Source organism: Pseudotamlana agarivorans (assembly GCF_001642835.1).
Lineage (GTDB): Bacteria > Bacteroidota > Bacteroidia > Flavobacteriales > Flavobacteriaceae > Pseudotamlana > Pseudotamlana agarivorans.
Map to the genome: position 1 here is coordinate 229,263 of NZ_LXEI01000003.1, position 24,270 is coordinate 253,532.

17 protein-coding genes and 2 tRNA genes are annotated in these 24,270 nt (G+C 35.7%); 13 read left to right on the forward strand and 6 right to left on the reverse strand.

What is annotated here, in order from left to right; translation table 11 throughout:
• Positions 1-88: 88 nt before the first annotated feature.
• The 3 genes from A6I66_RS06805 to A6I66_RS06815 form a co-directional block, all read right to left on the reverse strand.
• Positions 89-904 (reverse strand): DUF3800 domain-containing protein, encoded by an 816-nt coding sequence (locus A6I66_RS06805; RefSeq protein WP_067146972.1) that lies wholly within the window; start codon positions 902-904, stop codon positions 89-91.
• Positions 905-1,035: 131 nt separating this feature from the next.
• The gene (locus tag A6I66_RS06810; protein ID WP_157614119.1) at positions 1,036-1,653 is read right to left on the reverse strand and encodes a class I SAM-dependent methyltransferase; all 618 of its coding nucleotides are present in this window, start codon (positions 1,651-1,653) and stop codon (positions 1,036-1,038) included.
• Between the two features lie 41 nt (positions 1,654-1,694).
• Positions 1,695-2,228 carry an RNA methyltransferase gene (locus A6I66_RS06815; RefSeq protein WP_067147082.1) on the reverse strand — a complete coding sequence of 178 codons (534 nt, stop codon included), beginning with the start codon at positions 2,226-2,228 and terminating at the stop codon, positions 1,695-1,697.
• Positions 2,229-2,483: 255 nt separating this feature from the next.
• Between A6I66_RS06815 and mutS the strand changes: the two genes are divergently transcribed.
• The 3 genes from mutS to A6I66_RS06830 all read left to right on the forward strand — a co-directional run bounded on the left by mutS (position 2,484) and on the right by A6I66_RS06830 (position 5,373).
• Complete coding sequence (gene mutS, locus A6I66_RS06820) at positions 2,484-5,093, forward strand: DNA mismatch repair protein MutS (protein WP_067146976.1); 2,610 nt, start codon at positions 2,484-2,486, stop codon at positions 5,091-5,093.
• A gap of 97 nt (positions 5,094-5,190) precedes the next feature.
• Positions 5,191-5,262 (forward strand) — tRNA-Gly (locus tag A6I66_RS06825).
• A 27-nt stretch (positions 5,263-5,289) separates the two neighbouring features.
• A tRNA-Leu gene (locus A6I66_RS06830) sits at positions 5,290-5,373 on the forward strand.
• A 341-nt stretch (positions 5,374-5,714) separates the two neighbouring features.
• Here A6I66_RS06830 and A6I66_RS06835 read toward each other — a convergent pair.
• From A6I66_RS06835 to A6I66_RS06845, 3 genes are read right to left on the reverse strand one after another with little or no spacing between them, the layout of a single operon-like run.
• On the reverse strand, positions 5,715-6,968 hold the full coding sequence (locus A6I66_RS06835; protein ID WP_067146978.1) for a T9SS type A sorting domain-containing protein: 1,254 nt from the start codon (positions 6,966-6,968) through the stop codon (positions 5,715-5,717).
• Positions 6,969-6,998: 30 nt separating this feature from the next.
• The gene (locus A6I66_RS06840; RefSeq protein WP_067146980.1) at positions 6,999-8,408 is read right to left on the reverse strand and encodes an HmuY family protein; all 1,410 of its coding nucleotides are present in this window, start codon (positions 8,406-8,408) and stop codon (positions 6,999-7,001) included.
• A 4-nt stretch (positions 8,409-8,412) separates the two neighbouring features.
• A complete protein-coding gene (locus tag A6I66_RS06845; protein WP_067146982.1) occupies positions 8,413-10,548 on the reverse strand; it encodes a TonB-dependent receptor plug domain-containing protein in 2,136 nt (711 codons plus the stop codon).
• Between the two features lie 103 nt (positions 10,549-10,651).
• On the opposite strand from A6I66_RS06845, the gene A6I66_RS06850 reads away from it, so the two are divergent.
• From A6I66_RS06850 to A6I66_RS06895, 10 genes are all read left to right on the forward strand, one after another.
• Positions 10,652-11,554: a DUF6607 family protein gene (locus A6I66_RS06850; protein ID WP_067146984.1), complete on the forward strand. Its 903-nt coding sequence runs from the start codon at positions 10,652-10,654 to the stop codon at positions 11,552-11,554.
• 5 nt (positions 11,555-11,559) lie between these two features.
• On the forward strand, positions 11,560-13,056 hold the full coding sequence (locus A6I66_RS06855; protein WP_067146986.1) for an ankyrin repeat domain-containing protein: 1,497 nt from the start codon (positions 11,560-11,562) through the stop codon (positions 13,054-13,056).
• A gap of 6 nt (positions 13,057-13,062) precedes the next feature.
• The gene (locus A6I66_RS06860) at positions 13,063-13,557 is read left to right on the forward strand and encodes a DUF2271 domain-containing protein (RefSeq protein WP_067146988.1); all 495 of its coding nucleotides are present in this window, start codon (positions 13,063-13,065) and stop codon (positions 13,555-13,557) included.
• 11 nt (positions 13,558-13,568) lie between these two features.
• The gene (locus A6I66_RS06865; RefSeq protein WP_211267540.1) at positions 13,569-15,773 is read left to right on the forward strand and encodes a PepSY domain-containing protein; all 2,205 of its coding nucleotides are present in this window, start codon (positions 13,569-13,571) and stop codon (positions 15,771-15,773) included.
• 11 nt (positions 15,774-15,784) lie between these two features.
• Positions 15,785-16,144 carry a DUF6686 family protein gene (locus A6I66_RS06870; RefSeq protein ID WP_082935939.1) on the forward strand — a complete coding sequence of 120 codons (360 nt, stop codon included), beginning with the start codon at positions 15,785-15,787 and terminating at the stop codon, positions 16,142-16,144.
• Between the two features lie 6 nt (positions 16,145-16,150).
• Positions 16,151-16,519 carry a hypothetical protein gene (locus A6I66_RS06875; protein WP_067146990.1) on the forward strand — a complete coding sequence of 123 codons (369 nt, stop codon included), beginning with the start codon at positions 16,151-16,153 and terminating at the stop codon, positions 16,517-16,519.
• A 131-nt stretch (positions 16,520-16,650) separates the two neighbouring features.
• Positions 16,651-16,989 (forward strand): MliC family protein, encoded by a 339-nt coding sequence (locus A6I66_RS06880; RefSeq protein ID WP_067146992.1) that lies wholly within the window; start codon positions 16,651-16,653, stop codon positions 16,987-16,989.
• 248 nt (positions 16,990-17,237) lie between these two features.
• Positions 17,238-19,826 (forward strand): chondroitinase-B domain-containing protein, encoded by a 2,589-nt coding sequence (locus tag A6I66_RS06885; RefSeq protein ID WP_067147088.1) that lies wholly within the window; start codon positions 17,238-17,240, stop codon positions 19,824-19,826.
• Positions 19,827-20,250: 424 nt separating this feature from the next.
• On the forward strand, positions 20,251-22,875 hold the full coding sequence (locus A6I66_RS06890; RefSeq protein ID WP_245683438.1) for a chondroitinase-B domain-containing protein: 2,625 nt from the start codon (positions 20,251-20,253) through the stop codon (positions 22,873-22,875).
• Between the two features lie 301 nt (positions 22,876-23,176).
• Positions 23,177-24,124, forward strand: a complete 948-nt coding sequence (locus A6I66_RS06895; protein ID WP_067146994.1) for a T9SS type A sorting domain-containing protein — start codon at positions 23,177-23,179, stop codon at positions 24,122-24,124.
• Positions 24,125-24,270 lie beyond the last annotated feature (146 nt).

The window sequence follows — 24,270 nt, forward strand, 5'->3', positions numbered from 1 at the left end:
ATTCACAGTAATATTGTATATTTGTACTAGTTAAGTCTGCAAAACACGAAAGTCGACTCCATGTCGTTATTTTAAATTTAATTTAAAATTAGTGTTTTAGTGGGCTTATTTTATTTTTAGAGGTTAAGGGGTTTTTGCGGTTGTCATAATAATTTTTCCATCCATCATATTTTTCAGTGTCGTATAAATCAATTACCAATTTTATTTGGTCTTTGATATGATTATAATATCGGATTTCTCCTCTTTCAAAAACGCGCTGAATAGACCAGCAAAAGTAATCTGCTAAATTTAATAAAGGGTCTTTTGTTGGGTAATTCACATTAAAAACAACTTTGGTTTTTGATTCCTTGTTACCGTTAATTCTAGAGAACCTTTGTTTGGCTTTGAGAAATGCTAATTCTAAATTATGATTTTTTGTGCTTTTTCCACGTTCCGAAATATGCATAACAAGTTTGTCATGTTTTGAAAGTTTATTTTTTAGTAGATGTGATAGTAAGTCTGCATAAAAATATTCTTCCTTTCCTTTATGTTTTGTTTCATATCGCTCGATGTCCTTTCTGCCAACCACAGCTTCAAAGCTACAGTTTATTGTTTTCATTAAATCAAACATTTCTTTTCTAACTTCGGGTAAATCATCCGTTGCATGAAGATAATAACCGGTTTTATTAATTTTCTTCAATACGCTTGGTACGTGATAAAACTCGTCACTAATAATTTTTTGTTGAAGTTGGTTTATTTTATCACGGACTTCATCTAATGGATCTTTTACCTTTATCATGCCAAGAATAAATACTTTTGAAACACCATTTTCACCAATAATGTTTTTCTTTCCTTTTCCATAAAATGTAGTGTCACCTGCTTCATCTAAAAAGCGATGAAAATCCATTAACTTATTATTTCCCATTTTTTAATTTAAACTCCTAAAACTAAAGAAAATTCTTATAATTATAAATTTAAAATATGGAACTATTTGATTTTATATTATTGATGATGTCCATTGCTTATTAAAATAAGACAATAGGTTAGGTTTTAATTTTAAAACAAAGTAAAAAGCATCGTAACAAGGCATCCCTTGCCATCATTTAAAATTTGTTTACCAAGGAGTTTGATTTCTTTAACTTTAAAATGAAAAGGAGCTGCCAAAATATCAACACCACTGTTTTTCTTGATTCGAATGCCCTGTCCAGAAATGATGTCTGTATTTGGGGTGAAATTTCCTGATGGCAAGTGTTCGGTTAGAATGATGTATTTGTAGTCGTATAGTTTTTTTAGAATATTCTGAATTTCAGCATTGGATAGGTGTTGCAAAACTTGCCTTAGGATGATACAATCGGCAGGAGGTAATTCATCTTTTGAAATGTCTAAACATTGAAAACTTACTTTTTCTGAAGGGTAAAGCTTTTTGTTTCTGTTGATGAGGTTTTCAACAATATCAATAGCGTTATAGTACTTTGTAAAAGGTAAAAGTTGTTTGCCGATATTGAAATCGCCACAGCCTAAGTCGCAAACGATTAAATTGTTATCGTGGGTTTTAAAAAAATGGGTGACTGCATTTAAATAAGGTATGGTGATTTCGGGATCATGGGATCCAGAACCAGAGTAAAAATCATGGTCGTTTCCACCCCAAAGATGACGTTCGTAAATTTGATCCATTACGGCTTTCGTGGGCCAGGGTTGTTTGTTTTTTTTAGTCACTACAATGCTTTCAGCTTACTAAAAATATCCCATACCACAACACCACAACTCACCGATATATTTAAAGAATGTTTAGTTCCAAACTGCGGAATTTCAATTATAGCATCACTAGCTGAGACTACCTCTTGGGAAACACCTTTAACTTCATTTCCAAAAACAAGCGCGTATTTGGTGTTGGTTTCAACAGTGAAATCATTTAACATGGTGGCGTTTTCAGCCTGCTCTATCGAAGCGATTTTGATGCCTTCAACTTTCAGTTTTTCAATTAAATCGATGGTGTTTTCAACATATTCCCAAGCTACGGTTTCCGTGCTGCCCAGTGCGGTTTTATGAATATCTTTATGAGGTGGTTTTGCCGTAATGCCGCAGAGGTAAATTTTTTCAATTAAAAAGGCGTCGCTGGTACGAAATACCGAACCGATATTGTTTAAGCTTCGTATGTTGTCCAGAATAATGATAATTGGTGTTTTTTTAGCCTCTTTGAAGTCCTCGACACTCAAACGGTCTAATTCACTATTTTTTAATTTGCGCATTGTTTTATCTTTTTCTTCTTCCGCGAAAGCGAAAATGCTATAGTTTAACAAGATAACTGACTTAAAACCGGATGTATGCAGGGTGTTATCTTATTTGTTGACATCTATTTTTAATTGTAAATAACTTGTAATGCTTCGATTTCAAAAAAAATCAAATTAACGTTACATTAGCAAACTTGTAATTTGCGCAAAAATAATATATAAAAATCATTTACCATTGAGATTTCCGTTTTCACGGAAATGAAAAAAATCAAGATGAAAAAAGCCAAAAAAGAAACCCCGTTAATGAAACAGTACAATGCGATTAAAGCAAAGTATCCCGATGCTTTATTGTTGTTTCGTGTGGGCGATTTTTATGAAACTTTTGGTTCTGATGCTGTGAAAACGGCTGGAATTTTAGGTATTATTTTAACCAAGCGTGGGGCAGGTAGCGAGAGTGAAACCGCTTTAGCAGGTTTTCCGCACCACTCCTTAAATACCTATTTACCTAAATTAGTAAAGGCTGGTGAGCGTGTGGCTATTTGCGATCAGTTGGAAGACCCAAAGCAAACAAAATCCATTGTAAAACGTGGTGTTACCGAACTGGTTACACCAGGTGTGGCCCTTAATGATGAGGTTTTAGTATCGAAATCGAATAACTTTTTATGTTCGGTTTATTTTGATAAAAAGCATATAGGCGTTTCATTTTTAGATATTTCTACGGGTGAATTTTTAACCTCACAAGGGAATGCCGAGTATATCGATAAACTGCTTCAAAATTTTAGTCCGAGTGAGGTTTTAGTCTCCAAGCAAAAACGCAGTTTATTTGCCGAGACCTTTGGAAACGATTTTCATACGTTTTATTTAGAAGACTGGGTCTATCAAAGCGATTATGCCTACGAAACCCTAATAAAACATTTTGATACGAAAACGCTTAAAGGCTTTGGTGTCGAAGAGCTGCATGAAGGGATTATCGCTTCGGGCTCAATTTTACATTATTTAGGAGAAACCCAGCACAAAAAGTTGCAGCATATCACGTCGATATCGCGTATCGCGGAAGATGATTATGTATGGATGGATCGTTTTACCATTAGAAATTTAGAGCTATACAACTCCACCAACAATAACGCGGTAACCCTTTTAAATGTCATTGATAAAACCATTTCCCCTATGGGCGGAAGGCTACTTAAGCGTTGGTTGGCCTTGCCTTTAAAAAATATTGAGAAGATTAAAAGCAGGCATGAGGTGGTTCGTTTTCTAACTAAGGAAGACGGCGTGCTTCAAAAAATTCAAAATCACATTAAACATATTGGCGATTTAGAGCGCTTAATTTCTAAAATTGCTACTGGTAAGGTGAATCCGCGTGAGGTTATTCAACTTAAAAATTCACTTGAAGCGATTGTGCCTATAAAGACGTTGGCGTCTGACTGCGATAACGAATCCTTGAAAATTATTGGAGATACCTTGCAGAGCTGTGATGTGCTTCGAGATAAAATTAAAAAGACTTTAAATGAAGAGGCTCCGGTAAATTTATTGAAAGGGCGTACCATTGCAGATGGTTTTTCTGAAGAGTTGGACGAGCTTCGAAATTTGTCTAAATCAGGGAAAGATTATTTAGATGCCATGCTAGAGCGTGAAAGCGAACGTACTGGCATAACCTCCTTAAAAATTGCCTCGAACAATGTGTTTGGCTACTATATTGAAGTTAGAAACACGCATAAAGATAAAGTACCAGCCGAGTGGATTAGGAAGCAAACTTTAGTGAATGCCGAACGGTATATTACCGAAGAACTTAAAGAGTACGAAGCTAAAATTCTAGGTGCTGAAGACCGCATACAAGCTATAGAACAACAGTTGTTTTCCGATTTAGTTGTTTGGATGAATCAATACATTAAACCAGTGCAGCAAAATGCGTATTTGGTTGGGCAACTGGATTGTTTATGCGGATTTTCACAATTGGCAAAAGACAATAATTACATTTACCCCACCATTGATACCTCTTATGATTTAGAGATTACCGATGGGCGTCACCCTGTTATTGAAAAACAATTGCCTATTGGGGAAGCTTATATCGCGAATAACGTTTTTCTAGATCGCGAATCGCAGCAAATTATAATGATAACCGGACCTAATATGTCGGGTAAATCGGCGATATTAAGACAAACAGCACTTATTGTGTTATTGGCTCAAATAGGAAGTTTTGTACCTGCAAAAGCGGCGAAAATTGGAGTGGTCGATAAGATTTTTACGCGTGTGGGGGCTAGTGATAATATTTCTATGGGAGAATCGACATTCATGGTGGAAATGAATGAAACGGCTTCTATCCTTAATAATATATCCAATCGTAGTTTGGTACTGCTCGACGAAATTGGTCGTGGTACCAGTACTTACGATGGGATTTCCATCGCTTGGGCCATTAGCGAATATTTACATGAACATCCGGCAAAGCCTAAAACACTCTTTGCTACGCATTATCATGAACTTAATGAAATGTGTGAAACCTTTGGGCGTATAAAAAACTTTAATGTATCGGTAAAGGAGTTAAAGGATAATGTGCTTTTTTTAAGAAAACTGGTTGAAGGTGGTAGCGAGCATAGTTTTGGTATTCATGTGGCTAAAATGGCCGGCATGCCACAGCAAGTTTTACATCGTGCGAACAAAATTTTAAAGAAGTTAGAGAAGTCACATTCTAGTGAGGAACTTACCGATAAAGTGAAATCGATAGATGATGATATGCAGCTCAGTTTTTTCAATTTAGACGACCCATTATTGGAAAATATCAAGGAAGAAATTTTAGAAACTGATATTGATACACTTACACCGGTAGAAGCGCTTATGAAATTAAATGAAATTAAAAGAATGCTGGTAAAGAAAAAGCAGGCTTAAAAATAATTTGAAAAATTTTTAAAAAAGGCTTTGGTATTTGTTTAAAAGTGTTAAATTTGCACCCGCAATAGCAATGTTGCTCGTTCATAAAAAGACTGCGAAAGTAGCTCAGGGGTAGAGCATCACCTTGCCAAGGTGAGGGTCGCGGGTTCAAATCCCGTCTTTCGCTCTGAAACTTTCTTAAAAATATTCCAATGCTGAAGTGGTGGAATTGGTAGACACGTTGGACTTAAAATCCAATGTCCATTAGGACGTACGGGTTCAAGTCCCGTCTTCAGTACAAAGCCTCATCTTTTATAAGATGAGGCTTTTTTTATGCTTTAAATTATCTTCTTTAAGACCTGCAAATTTCGGGGATCAATCCTAATTGTTGTGTTTATAAAAATTGGTGTGGATCTTTTTAACTAAAATTTCTTATTATCAAAATCAGGAAATATAAAAAACTTCAGACTATCAAATATCGCATGTTATACAGACCTTTCAGGTTTTTAAAACCTGAAAGGTCTTTTTAAGTAAACATAAAACTCTGTATTCACAAGACCTCTTCAAGTTTCATAAAAACAAAAAGCCCAGCGATGAAGCCAGACTTTTTGAAGAGAAACTATTGTAGTTGATAATAGCTTAATTAAGCACCAATTTTTTGGTTAATGATGTTGTTCCCGATGTAAATTGCAATACATAGATTCCACTGTTTAAAGCCGTTAAATCTAAGGTTTTGTTATAAAAACCAGCTTGACTGTCCAATGTGGTTTCAAGTACTTTTTGTCCTGCCGTGTTGAAAATAGCGATGGTGTTATTGCTACTACTTAATTGATTCACATCGTATACTAGATTTACCAGTTTGTCTGTAGAAGGATTTGGGTAAATACCAAAGGCTACTTGTTCTGAGACGTTATTAATATCTAAAGTTGAAGTGACATCTTCAAATTTAAATTGGATATCTCCAGTACTTCCTCCGCCAAAAGCTGTGAAATACATTCTGTATACAGTACCATTTGCATATTTCACATAGTACGCTTGGTTTGTATTGGTGTCGTAAGTATAAGAGGCATTCAGACTTTTCCAATCATAACCAATAGTATTAATATCGTCGCTGTAAGTTAGGCTTGGGTTACTTGCCTTAGTAGGCTCGTCGTTTTTAGCAACGCTAACCGTAGTATTTTGTAAAACGCCTGTTACAGGGTAATATGTAGTGCCATCACCATAGTAATCGGTAGCATATTTGGTGAAAACAAAATCCCAATCGGCTGTTGCTGGTTCGGCTACCACTTCATTAGCATTTTCCAAAGAGTAGTAGTTATACGTGTTGTTTGGGTTATTCGTATTGACTATAGTAGCGGATTGGTCTGCTCCCCAAGTGGATGTTCCCGCATTCCATGTTGAGAATTTAATGGTATAAGCACCGTAATAATCTTCAATAATTAGTTTTCTGTAAGTACCATCGGCGTATTTTAAAACAAATATAATAGAGCCCGTAACATGGTGGTTTGCAGGGTTGTATTCACCCCATCCGAAGGAAGCAGATCCTTGATCTATAGCCCCTAATGTCCATGCTGTTTCCGAATTGTGTAAAGCGGTCCAATTACTTTCGTTAGAAACATCAATTGATGCCCAGTTGTTTATATCGTTTGAGGCTTCAAAAACCGAAATACCACGGCCCTCATTAACTCGAACGCCCATATTTCGTGCACTCGTTCTTAAAAATGCTAAATCCCATGAATCTTTAGCAAAAGCTGTTGCAGATTCGGTGTTTAATTTATAGAATATTTGGTTGGCATAATCTGCACCCATACTTAGATTTACTGTTTTTTCTTGTGCTTGTGTTGATAAACAGACACAGAATAACGCTAATAATAATTGTAATTTTGATGTCATAGTGGTTCTTTTTTTAGGATTTATAAATGGTTATTGTAAAAGATTATATTCAAATTCGGGGTAGCCACGATCGCCGTTACTGTTTGTCATGGCTAAAAATTTAATTTTGTAGATGTTTCCGTTGGCGTCTTTTAGGATGTAGAATTTATCAGCAAAAACGGTACGTTCAAAAACATCACGCCAGTTGCTCCCAATGGCAGTTTGATCTTTAGAAAATAAAGAAGAATTTACATGGCTCAAATTGAAGTCGTCATAAGACAGATTGGTAGCCTCGACCTTGTAAGCTGTAACATCGCTTTTGTTATTATGAATCACATAGTCTGAAAAGCCATAGCTTCCAGCGTCTTCAAGGATGTTAGTAAATACCGTAAAACACAAATCCCATTTGTCTTTTTCAGGTTCTACCGATACTATGGTATTGGTGTTGAAACTAAAATGATTGAAGTTGTAATTTGCATTTTTTGAAATACTGATTTCCTGATGTGTTGTTTCGTTTACATTAGCATATTGTAATAGGTAGCCATCGTTTTGTCTTAGTATTCTAATTTTTTTCCAGCCCCTCGCATTTCCAGCGATCGTAGTAGAGCCAACAGTGGCTTCTTCCGCCCCAACTTCGTAGCCTAGATTAACCAGGTACACCGGGTTTTCATTATCGTTTTCTGAAATTTCGGCAATGGCCGTTTCTAGAATATCACCATTTGGTGCATCAACGTAAGCGGCGTTATCAGGATTAAAAGTGCCTACGGCCACCTCTCTTTGCATTGTTTTAATATCAGCTTCAGTCACCTTATCAATATCGGTGGCTTCTAATGCTTTTGTAGCCATATAAATGGATCCGTTTATAGTGACTCTAAATCGGTTGCCATTGTAAAATCCTAAATCCCAAGAGTCTCGTGGTGCTGTTGTTTCACTCTGGCTACTTAAATCGATATATACTTGATTTTTTTGGTTAGGACCGCCAACTTGAGGACTTAGACTTCCGCCTTGAGCGGCAGAACTGTTAATGGTAAACGTCGAGTAACCTTGGATGCGGCTTGCGGTATATTCGATATTTGAGATACTGAATTTAATCTCGGTCGTTTCATCTAAGCTACTGTTTAAAGTTTTAAATTGAATGGCATTTTCAGAATCTCCAGCATTGATTTGTAAGTTAATTTGATTGTTTTCAGCTTCAGGAATGGTTGTAAAATCTGTACCATAAATCGCATTTTTCGCTTCTATTTGGATTCTTAGCGTGCCATTTTCTATGGCTTCTTCCGAGTAAATCAAAGGGATAGCATTGTCATTGGTACGTTGCATGTCTGTTAGGTTCTTGGATATGGATCCAAAAGCCACAACAAATGGGTCGCTATCTAAAGTAGTGTCCTCACTACAAGAACTTAGGTTTAAAGCCAAGCCTAAGCACATTAATAAGGCGTATATTTTCGGTGGTCGTTTCATTGGTTTAAAGGTTTAAATTGTAGGCTAGTTTTAAGAAGAATGATCGGCCGTAGGCAAGTGGAATAAATTCGGGAGCAGCATCGTGCGCTCCTCCTGAAAAGGCATCAGTTTCTATACTCGAAATATCGAATAGGTTTTTTACGCCTAAAGTGGTTTCTAATTTTTTGTCTAAAAATGATTTTTTAAAAGTGGCATCTAACCAATCGTATGCTTCGGTTGTTCCTTTTTGGAACTCTTGATCGCCTTGATCGTTTGTGCGTTCCACGAATTGGTGTTGTCTGCCTGTATGCTTAAAATATAGGGCTGCAGAAGCGTTCCATTTTGGAATGAGGTAATTTATTGTACTGTTTATTTGAAAACTGTAAAGGAAATCATCAAGGGGCGTAGCATGACTGTCTAAAATTTTTGAAATCCCTAAAACAGAAGCACCCAGTCGCACATTAAGTCGGTTTATTTGATATGTGTTTTCTGAAGTTATCCCTATAGCTTTGTAAGAATCAATATTTTGGTATTGGTAGGATAGTGGACTTTGTTCGACAATGGTGAGTTCAATACGGTCTTGAACACTTAAATATGACGCGGTAATTTTATTTTTTAGCCTACTGTTATTTGAAAGTGCAGTGATTTTTTTTAAGTGCAGAAAGGCCGATAAACCATTTTCAGGATTTAAATCGGGATTTCCTTGCACATTGTGATTTACATCTACAAAATAGGTGTAAAGCTCATCGTAGTTTGGTGTTCGGTTTGACGATCCTAAAACGCCTCGAAGCTCTATACCTTTATTAAATAGGTATTTGGAACTTAATGAAAACACATATTGGTCGTCAAACAAATTAGTGAACGATACACGTGCTCCTGGGCGTAATGAAAAACGTTCTGAAAGTTCTATTTCCGAAGAAGCAAAAAAATCATAATTATCTAAGCGTTGTTTAGCTTCGTTTTCATCTGTGTTCACGGTGATGGCTAATGGAGAACCGTAACCACTTTCGTTAGTAAGTTCGTAACCTGCTTGTAAATTAAATTGATTTGTTTGTATGAGGTTACTGAAGGTACCGCGGGAGAAAAAGGCTTGTCTGCTTAAATATTCACCACGTTGTATGTTCAGTTTTTCATCTTCTCGAATGCGATAAGTGTAGGTTTCAAGGTCTTTAACTTGTTCTTGATACGATACTGAAATGTTGTAATTAACGTGCTTTCCAAGTAAGCCATTGGAATTTAAATGATGAATAAAACGGTTGTTAAAAAACGTTTGGTCTAAGGCTAAAGGATCGCTAGTGTCTGTAGCGGTATTTTCATTAGGGTCTACCGTACTATTGTATTCGTTTATAACTTCGTTAAAATAGTCGAATTTGTAAAAAATGTTGAATTGCCCTTTTTTGTAATTAAGTAGAATTTTAGCATTGTTTTGTAGCTTGGGTAGCCATTCGTGGCCGCGTAAACCATCATTTTTATCGTAAACTTCACCCTGTTTATCGCCCCAAACACCAGCAAAATCATTTCTAGTATATACGGCGCTTCCAAAAATGTCTTCTGTGAAATTATGACTTAAATTAAGGGACTGGATGTGACGGCCTTTATCAAACCACTCGTACTCATCACCAACGGTTTCTTCCTGAGCGTACACTTGAATTCGGGTTTTTTCGCGAATGGATTTTTTAGTGATGATATTAATCACACCAGAAACAGCATTGGCACCGTATTGCACACCCATAGCTCCTTCAATAATTTCTACACTTTGTGTGTCATCTAAGTTGATTAGGGTGAGGTCTACATTGTTTCCAACCCCTTCTTCATTTATAATAGGCACATTATCGATAAGGATTTTGAAATATTGGGCATCTAAACCGAATAGGCTTACGCCTGTTTTTCCGGTTGATGCGTTTGGGATGATATTAATATTTAAGGTTTGATTTAGTAAATCCGATAGGTTTATGGCAGCACGTTGCTCGATTTCTTTTCGGTTAATCACTTTTACTTCAAAAATGGATTTATCGACCGATTGGGGATTGTATTGTCCTGTAATAACGACTTCATCGAGTTCTTCCAATTTGGTAGAATCTTTAGCTACCTCTTGTGAAAAGCTATAAGCGCTAAAAATTATTGAAAAAAAGATGATGATATTGTTTTTATTTAGACTCATTCTATATAAATTTGCGGCAAATATATAAGTTATTTTTATTCAGTCTAAATAAGATTATGATTTTTTTTAATATTTTTGGACGATCAAAAACCAAACCGTTACAATGAAAAAAATAGTACCCTTTGTATTAGTACTTTTATCCATTTCTTTAAGTGGAAACGCGCAAAGCAAAAAAAAGCAAGACGTTGAAGCTATAAAAAGCATGTGTGGTTGTTATGAAGTGACCTTCAACTTTGCAGAAACCTTTAACTACAGTAAAGACTCGCTTTACAAGCCATCTGAAACCAAAATTGCAGGCGGTTTAGAGTGGGCTCAACTTATCGAAGACGGTAAAAACAAAATTTCCATTCAGCATTTATTACAAGTGGGTGATCCTTCTAGTCCGCATATCGTAAAACACTGGCGTCAAGATTGGTTATATGAAAACACCGATTTCTATATGTTTAATGGTGATAATACTTGGAACTATGTTTCAAAGCCAAAGTCTGAAGTAAAAGATCAATGGACACAAAAAGTATATCAAGTAGATGATAGTCCGCGTTACGAAGGCTCTGCGACATGGGTTCATGTAGACGGTAAGAACTATTGGGAAAACCAAACCGATGCCCCGCTACCAAGACGCGAATACACCAAGCGTAGCGATTACAACGTAACCGGAAGAGGCAACCGTCATGAAATTACAAGTACGGGCTGGATTCACGATCAAGACAACTCAAAAATAATCCGTGAAGCAGGAAAAAAAGATGTGCTTTTGGCAAAAGAAAAGGGCTATAATACTTACGTAAAAGTAGATGATAGTAAATGTAAGGCTGCTGCCGATTGGTGGAAAGAAAATCAAGCCAAATGGGCTTTAGTACGCGGAAAATGGGACGATGTTTACGCACGTCATAAAAACTTAGCTCTAGAGGCTAAAGTTGAAAATAAACAACTTTATAAATATTTGTTTTCAGACGATTACTCGGAAGAAAAGAAGATTGATGAGGTTATAGAATCATTCATTAAATAACAACTATGAAAAATCAAAAATTACTTATTATTGCGCTTCTATTTGTAAACCTGGCGCTAGCACAGTCTAAAAATGTGTTTTTAGAACGTGACTTCTGGAAAGGAAACCCATCTATTGAAGTTATTAAACAAAAAATAAAGGAAGGGAACGATGTTTCAGAAGCAAATGGAGGCGGTTTTGATGCCGTTACCTATGCCATTTTTGCTAAAGCGCCGTTAAACGTTATCGAATTTCTTTTATCAAAAGAAGGAAATGATGTAAACAAATTAACGCACGATAAACGTACCTATGCGTTTTGGGCTTCTAACAGCGGGAATTTGGAACTTTTAACGTATTTAATCGATCATGGTGCAAACTTAGAAATGCGCGATGCTCATCATTATTCTGTGTTAACTTTTGCAGCTGCGGCTGGTGTTACCGACACTAAAATTTACGATTTATGTATTAAAAATGGTATTGATGTTAAAACCGATACCAACGAGCATGGTGCTAATGCTCTGTTATTAATCATGCCACATGTAAAAAACTTCGAATTGGTAGATTACTTTACTGCTAAAGGTTTGTCTATAAATGATGTAGATGAAGATGGTAATGGTGTGTTTAACTATGCTGCTAAATCTGGAAATAAAGAGATGGTGGCTTTGTTATTAGATAAAAAAGTGCCTTACAAGACGCTTAATAAAAAAGGTGAAAACGCTTTGTTTTTAGCTACAAGAGGGTCTAGAAGACATCAAAATTCTTTAGAATACCTTCAATATTTAGAAGGTTTAGGCTTAGAGGCGAATATTACAAATACAGAAGGACAAACACCTCTTTTTAATCTGGCTTCTGGTAATAAAGATATTAAAACCATAAACTATTTTTTAGGGAAGGGTATTGATGTGAACCAAATCGATAAGGAAGGTAACAATGCCTTGATGAGAGCTTCAGGTAGAAATTCTTTAGAAGTGATTACGCTTTTAGGTTCGAAAACTAAAAACATTAATCAAACTAATAAAGATGGTGAGACGGCATTAACATATGCGATAAATAATGATGCCGATGTTGTAGCTTATCTATTAAATAAAGGTGCTCAAGTGAATGTCGTAGATTCAAAAGGAAATAATTTAAGCTATTATTTATTGAAAAGTTATAATTCTAGAGATAAAGCTGATTTTTCTGAGAAACTTGAACTGCTTACAAGTAAAGGTCTAGATGTTAAAAAGGCGCAAAAAGATGGGAATAACGCTTACCATATCGCTTTAGATAATAGAAATGCAGATGAACTGTTAGCTATAGTTCATGCAAAGTTTAACGCCGATGTAAACGCAAAAAATAGCGATGGTTTAACACCTTTACACAAGGCAGTGATGCAAGCTAAAGATGTAAAAACGGTGAAATACCTTTTAAGCATTGGGGCTAATAAAAATGAAAAAACCGATTTTGATGAAACCGTTTTCGACCTTGCTCAAGAAAATGAGTTTCTTCAAACCAATAAAACTGATATTAACTTTTTACAATAATTAATCATGCGTAGAAACACGATTTTTAAAATATTACCAGCACTTGCTATAATGCTGTTTGCATGCTTCGGATTTAAAAGCATTGCCGATTCAACAAATTATAAATGTATGATTCAAATGAAGAATTATACAGGTGAAGGGGCTTACATAGCCATTTCATTATTAAGTCCGAAAGGCGAATACGTTAAAACACTTTATGTTCAAGGTGATGATGATGAGTGGTACTCAGACATTACCGAATGGTGGAAATTTCACGGTAAAGTGAGAACTGATATCGATGCCATTACTGGCGCTACGGTGAGTGGCGGCGGACGTAGTATTAACGTGATTGCCATTGATAATGATAAGATTGATGCCGGTTATAAAATTCGTTTCGAATCGGCTGTTGAAAATCAAGAATATTATAAAGATGATGTGGAGTTTGAATTGACTTCAGCATCTGTAAAAAGTAAATTTGAAGGCAACGGGTTTATCCGTTATATACGAATGATGCCTCAATAAAACTTCAAAAAATGACCATTTCTATATGGAGATATAGCCATCTTATTTTGGCTATATCTTCTTCAATATTCATCTTATTAGCGTCTTTAACAGGGATTGTTTTGGCTTTTGAGCCTATATCAAACCAGGTAAAACCTTATGCCGTAGAAGAGGCCCAGTCGCTTTCGGTCGCACAAACCATTGCTACGCTTCAGTCTAGATATGATGAGGTTATAAGTGTAGAAATTGATCAAAATGATTTCGTACAAGCTTCTGTTTTTACAGATGAAGGTAACAACGAAGACTTCTATATCAACCCTTTTACAGCTGAAAAAATAGGTGATATTATTGAGAAAGAGCCCATATTTAAGTTCGCTACCAATTTACACCGCTCTTTATTTTTAAAGTCTACAGGGCGATTTATTGTAGGTTTTTTTTCATTTCTATTGTTCTTAATGGCCGTTACTGGCGTGCTTTTAATTGTTAAACGCCAAGGAGGTATAACTAAATTTTTCTCTAAGGTGGTTAAAGAAGATTTCGATCAATACTACCACATCATCATAGGGCGATATACACTTATTCCTATCATCATTATTACCTTAACAGGTGTTTATTTGTCTTTGGAAAAGTTTTCATTACTGCCAGAAGAAAAAATCTCACATCAGTTTCATGATGACACACCTAGTGATGCTACCAAATTGCCGCTTAGCGATTTTGATACTTTTAATACTTTAACCTTAAGTGATGTTAAGCGTATTGAGTTTCCTTTTTCTGATGATATTGAAGATTATTATTTCCTAAAGCTAAACGACGGCGAGATTTATGTAAATCAGTATAACGGAAATATTGTAAGCGAACAGGATTACGGTCTAGTTTCTGAAGCCTCAAGTTTGAGTCTGATGTTACATACAGGACAAGGATCTATTAGTTGGTCTTTGGTGTTGTTAGTAACCTGCTTTGCCATTTTATTTTTTATGTATTCTGGTTTTGCAATGACTGTGAAGCGCAAGAAAAAGAAGATCAAAATCAAGAATAAATATAATAAGGATAGCGCCGAATACATTCTACTTATCGGATCGGAAACGGGTAGTACTTTCGGTTTTGCCAAATCGCTTTATAATGCCCTGATTGCCGAAGGAAAATCGGTTTTTGTTTCAGAATTAAATCAGTACACCAGTTATAAAAATGCCCAGCATTTGGTTGTTTTAACGGCGACTTATGGTGATGGCGCACCACCTACCAATGCACGAAATTTTGAAAAACTGGTAAAAATAACCCAGCAAAATAACGATTTGCAGTATGCGATTGTTGGATTTGGATCATTAGCCTACAAAGGGTTTTGTGAGTTTGCCATTGGAGTAGAGCGTATGTTACAAGTGCAAACAAAATTTAGTCCGAGTTTACCGCTTCATAAAATAAACAATCAATCCTTTAACGAGTTTAATAGTTGGGTGAATTCTTGGGGTGAAGCTGGTAATTTGAACTTAAAGGTTGAGGAACCCGAAAGACAAATCAATAGAAAAAAAATGATTCCGTTTCGAGTTGTAAAACGTACGGATTTGAATTCCGACCAGTCCTTCATCATAGAATTACAGCCCACCAAAAAGGCGACATTTGTTTCAGGTGATTTGCTGTCTATTTATCCAAAAGATGAGAAGGTTGCCCGTCAATATTCTATTGGAAAAATTGGTGACAATATGGTTTTAAGTATCAAAAAGCATGAGTTTGGTCTGTGCTCGAATTATTTGAATGACCTTCAGGTTGAAGATACGCTGCTAGCTCAAATCGATCAAAATAAGGCGTTTCACTTTCCTAAATCAGCCAAAGAAGTGATTATGATTTCCAACGGAACAGGAATTGCACCCTTTGTTGGGATGATGAATAATGACAAGAATAAAGATGTTAAATCTTATTTGTTCTGGGGCGGACGTACCAATGCGTCCTTTAAAATGTATGCGCCTTTTGTAGATCAAGCTTTTTATGCCAAACGTTTATCGGGATTATATGTTGGTTTTTCACAAGAAGACAGTCAGAAACGCTATGTACAAGACTTGATGCTTGAAAAGGCCGATTTAATTGCGCGTGTATTAAAAAATGGAGGTGTGATTATGATTTGTGGTTCGGTAGCCATGGAAACGGGCGTGATGAAAGTTTTAGAGCACATTGCTATAACAAAACTCAATACGTTTTTGAGTGTGTTTCAAGCTAAAAACCAAATAAAAACAGACTGTTACTAAACCCTTTAGCCATGTGTAAAGAACATATAAAAGTTTTATCGAAAGTAAAAAGTGGCGAATTGTCTTTTTGTAAGCAATGTGAGGTATATCATTTAGAATTTAATAATATCTATTTGGAGCTTAGTGAAGGAGAATTTCAGCAGTTTAAGGATTATGTAGAGGATATTGAAATAGATTACTGGGAGCACCGGTATGCTTGTGCGAAAGTAAGACGTAAAATTCCCATACCTTCCATGCAGCCTAATTTGGTTTTAATGTTTAGGCGTCAGGAAATTAATGAGTTAAAAAAGCTTCTGAATTTCTCTTATATAGAGGTTTTTGAGAGGACCTTGTATGTTAGTGATATTGATTACACTTTAATTTTAAACTAATGTAACGTGGACGATATTAATACCATTTATTATAACGATTTCGGCATTGCTTTTCAATGGAAAAGAACCGCTGCGAAAGACTTTAATAAAATTCAATTGGTATTTAAAAACACGGGATTATTTTTAAATAAAATGGAGCTTGTTCAATTTTTAAAAAATATCGAACAGGCTTTAATAAAAAGCAAAACACTTGCTAAATCTTCCAACAACAAAGCTTGTGAATTGGTTCTACTTGAAGCCCCTAATCCGCAAATAAGTTTCGCCATGAAAGAAGCCGAATTAAAGAGTATTCAAGATTTAATCACCCGTACCTTATTTCAATTAGGCTTGCACACTTTTTTAAATGAGAATCAGATTCGTTTTAACGGCTATTAGGTGAATTTTTAGGCTCTAAAAGTAGTTATTTCCATATCCTAAAGGAAGAACTCGTTTTTTAAATATTAATTCGCTAATTTTAATGTTTATCCTAGCCGTTGAAAATAAGCGGCCTTAAAACAAACATTATTATGATTAAGCATCTATTCTCCGTAGCTATTTTTCTAGTTCTTGTATTGTTTTCTTGCAAAGAGAGCCAATCAAAAGCCGAACAGGTGATCCATCCAGCCGAACGCACCACCGATGAAATTGTAAAAAGTACTGCCAAAGATGCGCAGGGTAAAGAATTACATATGGTTTTTAACAATACTCAAGGGACGGCTACTTTAGAGTTTGAAGGTGAAACCATAGAAGTGATGAGAATGCGTTCAGGGTCTGGGTTTTGGTATAAAAACAATACTTATGAGCTTAGAGGTAAAGGCGATAGCATGACTTTAAAAAAAGATAGTGTTACCGTGTTTGAGAACTGATTTGCGTTAAGTGTTATAAAAAAGTAGCGGTTATTTTAATTGAGTTTTTTATGGTTTTAATGTAATAAAATAATTACAAGGCACTTGATTTAGGGTTTAAAATATAATGAAAAGTGTTGATTTAGTTGGGGTTTATAAGGGTTTTTTGGTTTTTCAGTAAAATTTAATTTATATTTGGAGAACCAATCTGGAAAACCAATCTGGTTTTTCAGGTAAAAAACCAAAACTAAAACTAAATTAAAATGGTAATGAAAACTACATTTACTAGGCGGTCGTGCGCGAAAAAATCACGAACAACATTCTATTTATTATTTCTAGTTCTTTTAACAACACAGTTTGTTGTTGGTCAAACCGTGTATAAGATTACAGATCCCGAAGATATTAGGGGTTTATCATCAACATTGGTTCCAGGAGATATTGTTGAGCTTGCCAATGGGGTTTATGACAATTCCGGGCGTATGCGCTTTGGTGCCAACGGAACAGAAGACAATCCAATTATTTTTAGAGCGGAAACTCCAGGAGGCGTAACATTTACTAACGGGGCGCGTTTGAGTATTAGCGGTGATCATGTGATTGTAGATGGTTTCTATTGGAAAGGCGGTTATGGCTCAAGTGCCGTAATTGAATTTAGAGACAGTAGTGATTTAGCGTATAATAGTACGCTTCAAAATTGTGCTATGGATGGTTTGATTGTAGATCCAAGTGATGAAGTGGTTGGGCAAAGTAAAAAACACAACTGGGTTAAATTGTATGGAAGTCATAACAGCGTCATCAACTGCTCATTTATGAACAAAAAGAATGCAGGCGCTTTAATCCTTGTAGAACTTTATTATAATATGTCTGATAATGGTGGTGACCAATGTGTAGAAGTAGGGCATACGATTAGTAATAACTATTTTTACAATTTTGAAAAAATTGATCCAACCTTAACAAATGCTGGTGATAGCGAAACTATTCGTATAGGAGTAAGCGGTGGTCAAATGGTAAATGCAAACTGTTTGGTTAGTAATAATTACTTTGTTAAGTCGGACGGTGAAAACGAAATCATTACTAATAAAAGTAAAGGAAACTCTTATATCAACAATACATTTAGAAGTTGCAGAGGTTCTTTAGTACTGCGACATGGTTCTAATGCTACGGTAGATGGAAATTACTTTTTAGGTGAAAATGTTGATGGTACCGGAGGGATTCGAATTGTAGACAGCGACCATAGTATTACCAATAACTATATTCAAGATTGTGTTACGGTTTTAGATCAAGCTAAATGGAATAATGGTATTACCTTCATAGGTGGAGATCAGTCTAGTGTAGATGATTGTGCGTCGTTGAGTTCGTCAAGTGGCTATCAAGAAGTGAAAGACATTACACTTTCAAACAATACCATTGTGAACACCAATGCCCCTTTGTTTTACAATATTGATAAGGGTGATGAGCCTAATACAGGAACGGTGGCAAATAACTTAATTTATTTTAGCTCTGGTAATGCCAATTTAACCGATGTTATTGTTGGAGAAACAGCTACAGCTTATAGTGAAATTGGACAAAGTTTAGCGTATTCAGGCAATGTATACGCTGGAACAGCTTTAGGTGAATCTGATGGAAATACAGGAAATGGTTTTTCTTTAGAATCAGGAATTACGGCTACACCTTCTGGTGAGATTTTCACCTTTTCGGGAGCTGCAGGTAAAGGTGCCGATATGGGAGCTTACGAGCCAACTACCGATGCTATGGTAGGTCATGGTATAGGAGCTTGTTTTCTAAACCATGCAGGAGGTAAAATTACCGATGGCGATTGTAATATAGTTATTAGCGAATCTTTACTTGTGGGTACTTTGGCGCCATTCACTTATGAAGCCGACAGTGAAACTGTAAATGTGACGGCCAATGTAAGTTGGACAGCCGCTTCAAATGATTCTTGGATAACTATAGATACCAATGCGGGGGCAGGCGATGCTGTGGTTACGGTTTCGGTTACTAAACATACAGGGGATGCGAGTCGTACAGGAACCGTTACTTTTACTCAAGATCCTGGTGGCGATGATATTGTTAGAACCTTAACCGTTACACAAAACGCTCCAAAACCAACCGATTTGGCTACGCTAATTAATGATCAAGGTAACGGGGCCGACGGTGTTGTGGTGAATTCGTTCTCCATGGAAGAGGTGAATGGAACTACAAAATTTAATTACGCCGTTAATGTTTTAGATAAAGATCAAGGGACTAATTGGTCTTCAGATGGAACAACAGGAGGTGATTCTTTTATTATCATCGATTTAGGAGCTTACTATGACTTAGAAATTGTTGATTTTGCCTCTGTAAATGGTAAAACCTACGATTTTCAAATTCGTGTGTCTTCAACAGGAACCGATGATGCCGATTTTACCGATCCGTTTGGAACAGGAAATTTAGTAAGTAGTAGCGATAATACTTTTAAAAGTTTCGTATTGCCATCAATTGCTTATGGTACAAGGTATGTTAAAATTCTTGGCTTCGGTCAGCCAAACGGCAGTGGAAGTGCATGGACTTCAATAACCGAACTTGATTTTTACGGCGAATTTAGTGCTGCGCTTTCCACAAAAGAAAATGCCTTTGGTAAGAATCTAAAAATGTTCCCTGTGCCTGCACAAGATATTTTAAATATTAAAACCAACGATGTGGTTGTGAGTACAGTAGGTGTTTATAGTTTGGATGGTCGTTTAGTTCTGAATCAAACTAATGGGAATTCAACGGGGAACATCATACTAAATACGACATCACTAACCAATGGCACCTACCTGGTGAAGGTTACAGATGTGAATGGTTTAAGTGAATCTAGAATGATCATTGTTTCACATTAATATATTATAAACAGCTGATTGCTGTAATTTTTTATAGGCTGCCTTAAAAGTTGATTTTTCGTCAATCTGAATTTATTTCAGATGCTCATAATTATTGAATTTCAATATTATGAGATACTGTGTTGAGCACAGAATGACTATAGTTTCAATTTTTAGGGCAGCTTTTTTTATTCTATTGAGAACTAAAGCTTTTATAAATAACTTTTATTACAAAGTGGATTTGCATTTTTATAATCAGTCAACCAGCTATTTAATACTTTCTTGATTCAAAAAAATAATCCTATATTTGGAAAACCAATCTGGAAAACCAATAATTGGATTCAGATAAAATATCAACTATACTAAAACTAAACTTAAGATGGTAACAAAAATTACGTTCACTAAACGGCTGTGCTTTAAAAAGTCATGGTCAAAATTCAATTTAATGCTTCTGGGCTTACTCATAACCCAGTTTGTTGCGGCGCAATCGCCTTATACAATTACCAATCCCGATCAATTGGAAAATTTAAGTCTCGTAGCTGGAGATGTTGTCATTCTAGCTAATGGTACTTACTCTACCGATGAACGCATTACGTTTTCGGGTACAGGAACAGCAGATTCGCCTATTATTTTTAAAGCTGAAACCCCTGGAGGTGTTGTTTTTACAGGAGGTATGCCAATGAATATTGTTGGTGATCATCTTGTAGTAGATGGGTTTCACTGGAAAGGGGGTTACGGAGCGAGTAACTTCATACAATTTAGAAGTGGCTCGGTTTACGCAAATCACAGTAGGATTCAAAATTGTGTTATCGATGGATTAGGTATTGATCCAGATGATTTGTTTGAAGCTTTGAATCCAGATCCTGGTGATTCAAAATCCATTCCTAAACACCGATGGGTTGTTTTATATGGTACTTATAACAGTGTCGTGAATTGTTCTTTTTTAAACAAAGTTAGTGCTGGAGCTTTAATTCTAGCTGAATATGAATATAATGCTTCGCCACCATACGATGAAGATGCCGGTGAAACGCCTATTAATACACGTTGTTTAGAAGTTGGTCACAAGATTCTGAATAATTATTTCTATAACTTCGAGAAGATGGATGACCTTTATGGGCCAGGTTTATCAAACTCGGGAGATAGTGAAACTATTCGTATTGGTACAAGTGAGTATCAAAACGTGAGAAGTAATTGTGAAGTTAGTGGTAACTACTTTTATAAAGCCGATGGTGAAAATGAAATCATTACCAATAAAAGTTATGGTAATACCTATACGAATAACACTTTTAGAGCCTGTAGAGGGTCTTTAGTATTAAGGCATGGCGCAAATGCCACAGTTGATGGCAATTTTTTTATAGGCGAAAATATTGATGGTACCGGAGGAATTAGAATTTCAGATAGTAACCATAATATTACTAACAACTATATTCAAGATTGTATTGCAGAAGTAAACCAAGCTAAGTGGAATAATGGTATTACTTTTATTGGAGGAGGGTCTAGTGCAAATGTAGATTGTAATTCTACTAGTGTTAGTAATGGCTACCAAAGGTCTGAAAACATCAATGTTTCTAATAACTCTATCGTGAATACGTTTTCGCCATTATTTTTTAATGTGAATGTAGATAATAATAGTGATGTTAAAGGAACAGTTTCTAATAACTTAATTTATTTTGATTCTGGAAATGCTAATCTGTCTGATGTTATTTCTGGTGATACGGCTACGTCATACGACGATATTGGAGTGACTTTAAGTTACAGTGGTAACGAATACAAAGGTGCGGCTCTAGGGGTTACAAACGATGGTTTCGCTGAGAATGCAGGCATTACAGCAACGGCTTCAGGTGAAATTTTTACTTTTTCTGGAACTACAGGTAAAGGTGCTAATACAGGAAATGATGTGCCGTTTAGTCATTCAAACGTTGGAAACGATGGGGTAGGTGCCTGTTTTGTTGATTATTTAGGGGCAGCTATTTCAAATCCAACATGTAATGAAATTATAGTAACACCAGGAGAATATTTGTCGGTTGGCACTGTGTCAACATTAGCTTATACAGCTGGAATTTACGATGTATCAGTATCTGCCAATGTAAGTTGGGAAGTTACAGCTATAAATGGAACATGGATTTCTAATGTGTCTCCTAGTTTCAGTACAGGGAATGAAACGGTGTCTTTCACTGTAACTGAAAACTCTAGTACGGCTTCCAGATCGGGATCTATAACCTTTACTCAGACTTCTGGAGCAGATAACAATGTGGTCGTTTTAAATATTACTCAAGACGCTCCCGATCCTACCGATTTGTTAGATTTAATTAATGCTGGTGCTAATGGAGCTCCTGTAACTGTTGACTCTTATTCTAGACAGCAAGATCAATTACACCCAAACCCAAAAGATAATGTGGCCACAAATTCGTTAGATAAAAATTCAGGTACGAGCTGGGTGGCCGATGATCTTCAAACCGATGGTGAATATGTAATTTACGATTTAGGAGACGACTATGCTATGGATTTGATTGAAATTGCAACAGATAGCAAATCTGATCCTTATGCATTTCAAATATGGGTGTCTACTACAGATACGCAAGCAGGAAGTTTTACAAAAATATTACCTGTAAGCGATAATTATTTTTATACAACAGCAAACTCAACAGATTTCACTCAATTTTCATTAAATCAAGAAAAGGCTAGATATGTAAAAGTAGTTGGATTTGGACGTTTTTCTAATACCACAAATGGTGCTGAAGTTAGAAGCAGTCAGTGGATGAATATTGCTGAAATTAATTTCTATGGTGAAGCTACAACTTTGTCTACTAACGAGTTTGATTCTAATGCTGTTTCTGTTTACCCAGTGCCAGTTAAAGATGTACTAAATATAAAAATTAACGGAATTTCGTTAGATGTGGTTAATATTTATAGTATGGATGGTCGTCTTGTTTTAACCCAAAACTTTACAGATGAGACATCGGGTATGGCAATAAATACTTCAAGTTTACCTCAAGGTACCTATGTTGTTCGAATGATAAATTTGGCACAGGGTATCAATGTGTCGAAAATGATCGTAGTTGCTCCTTAATTAAGTATATGATTGGTGCAAATTCAGTTTAAATTATTTATAAAAAAGTCGGCAATTAAAATAGCCGACTTTTTTATAGACTTAATGCTGCTTATTTCATAGCAAGGCCTTATAAGAATATACCTCAGTGAATTCCGTATTGCTATTTATTTAGGGTTTTAATTCCTAGATTATAAAATTAACATGACAAAGTTTGGAATATTAATAATAATAACTATATTTGGAGAACCAAAGTGGTAAACCAAACTGGTTTACCGTTTAAAACTTAACCACAAACTGAAATTTTTAAAACTAAATAGATATGAAAACAAAATTACTTTTCAACACAAAATCTTATGCATTTGGTGCGCTTTTTGCTGGCGCAATGTGCTTTAACTATGCAGGAGCGCAAACGAATCTTGTTTTAAACGGAGATTTAGATACACATACAGTTGATGTCAATGATAATGCTGATACATTTGATATGACACCACCTAGTACGGTAGATGGAGGGACAGCTAGTCCATATAAAGCACTTTGGGATAATGGAGATTTAGATGCATGGTTAGAGACTTTTTATGGTGATGATAGTGAGCAGCCAGGATCAACTAGTGATGGGACCTTCCAAAATGGTGTTTTAACTAGAGGTATTAAATTGGGTGAGGCTAGTCGTCGTTTGTATCAAAAAATAGCAGTTACTGCTGGTGAGCAATATACCTTCTCAGTAGATTCTAGGTCTGAAGCTGAAAACGTTTCAACAGAATTTTTTATGTTGAATATGGAAATTCAAGATGAGGATGCACTAGCTCATGACGGGACTATGGTAGATGGGTATTTGCATATTACTAATGATTTTAACTCTAGTAAGGGAGATGCAACAACGAATACCTTTACGAATAACTCTATCACGTTTACCGCGACAAATGACTTTGTTGTAATTTATGGAAGAGCGCTTCAAGCTATTTCTAGTAGTTATGAGGTGTTTTATGATAATTTCATGCTTTACGAAGATGCTACGGCTTCTGTTGAAGATGCTACGGCAAACGGCTTCGCAATCTATCCAAACCCAGCAGACGATATTTTAAATATAAAATCTAAAAACCTTCAAATTTCAGGTGTAAGTATTTATAACCTGTTAGGGAAAAGTGTTTATCAGAACAATCAATTTAGTGGTAGCATAATTGATTTGTCTAGTTTCAATAAAGGAGTTTACTTCTTGAAAATTGAGGCTAGTGGACGTACTTTTAGTAAAAAATTAGTAGTTCAATAAGTAGTTGTTTAGTTATTAAAAGGCCTTTTATTTACTAAAAGGCCTTTTTGTTTGAAACCAAATATTGAAAGTATATAAAATGGACGAAATGCTGTCTGTCTTTTTTGCTTTTATGAACCATAATACGGACTTTCCTTGTTTTTGAC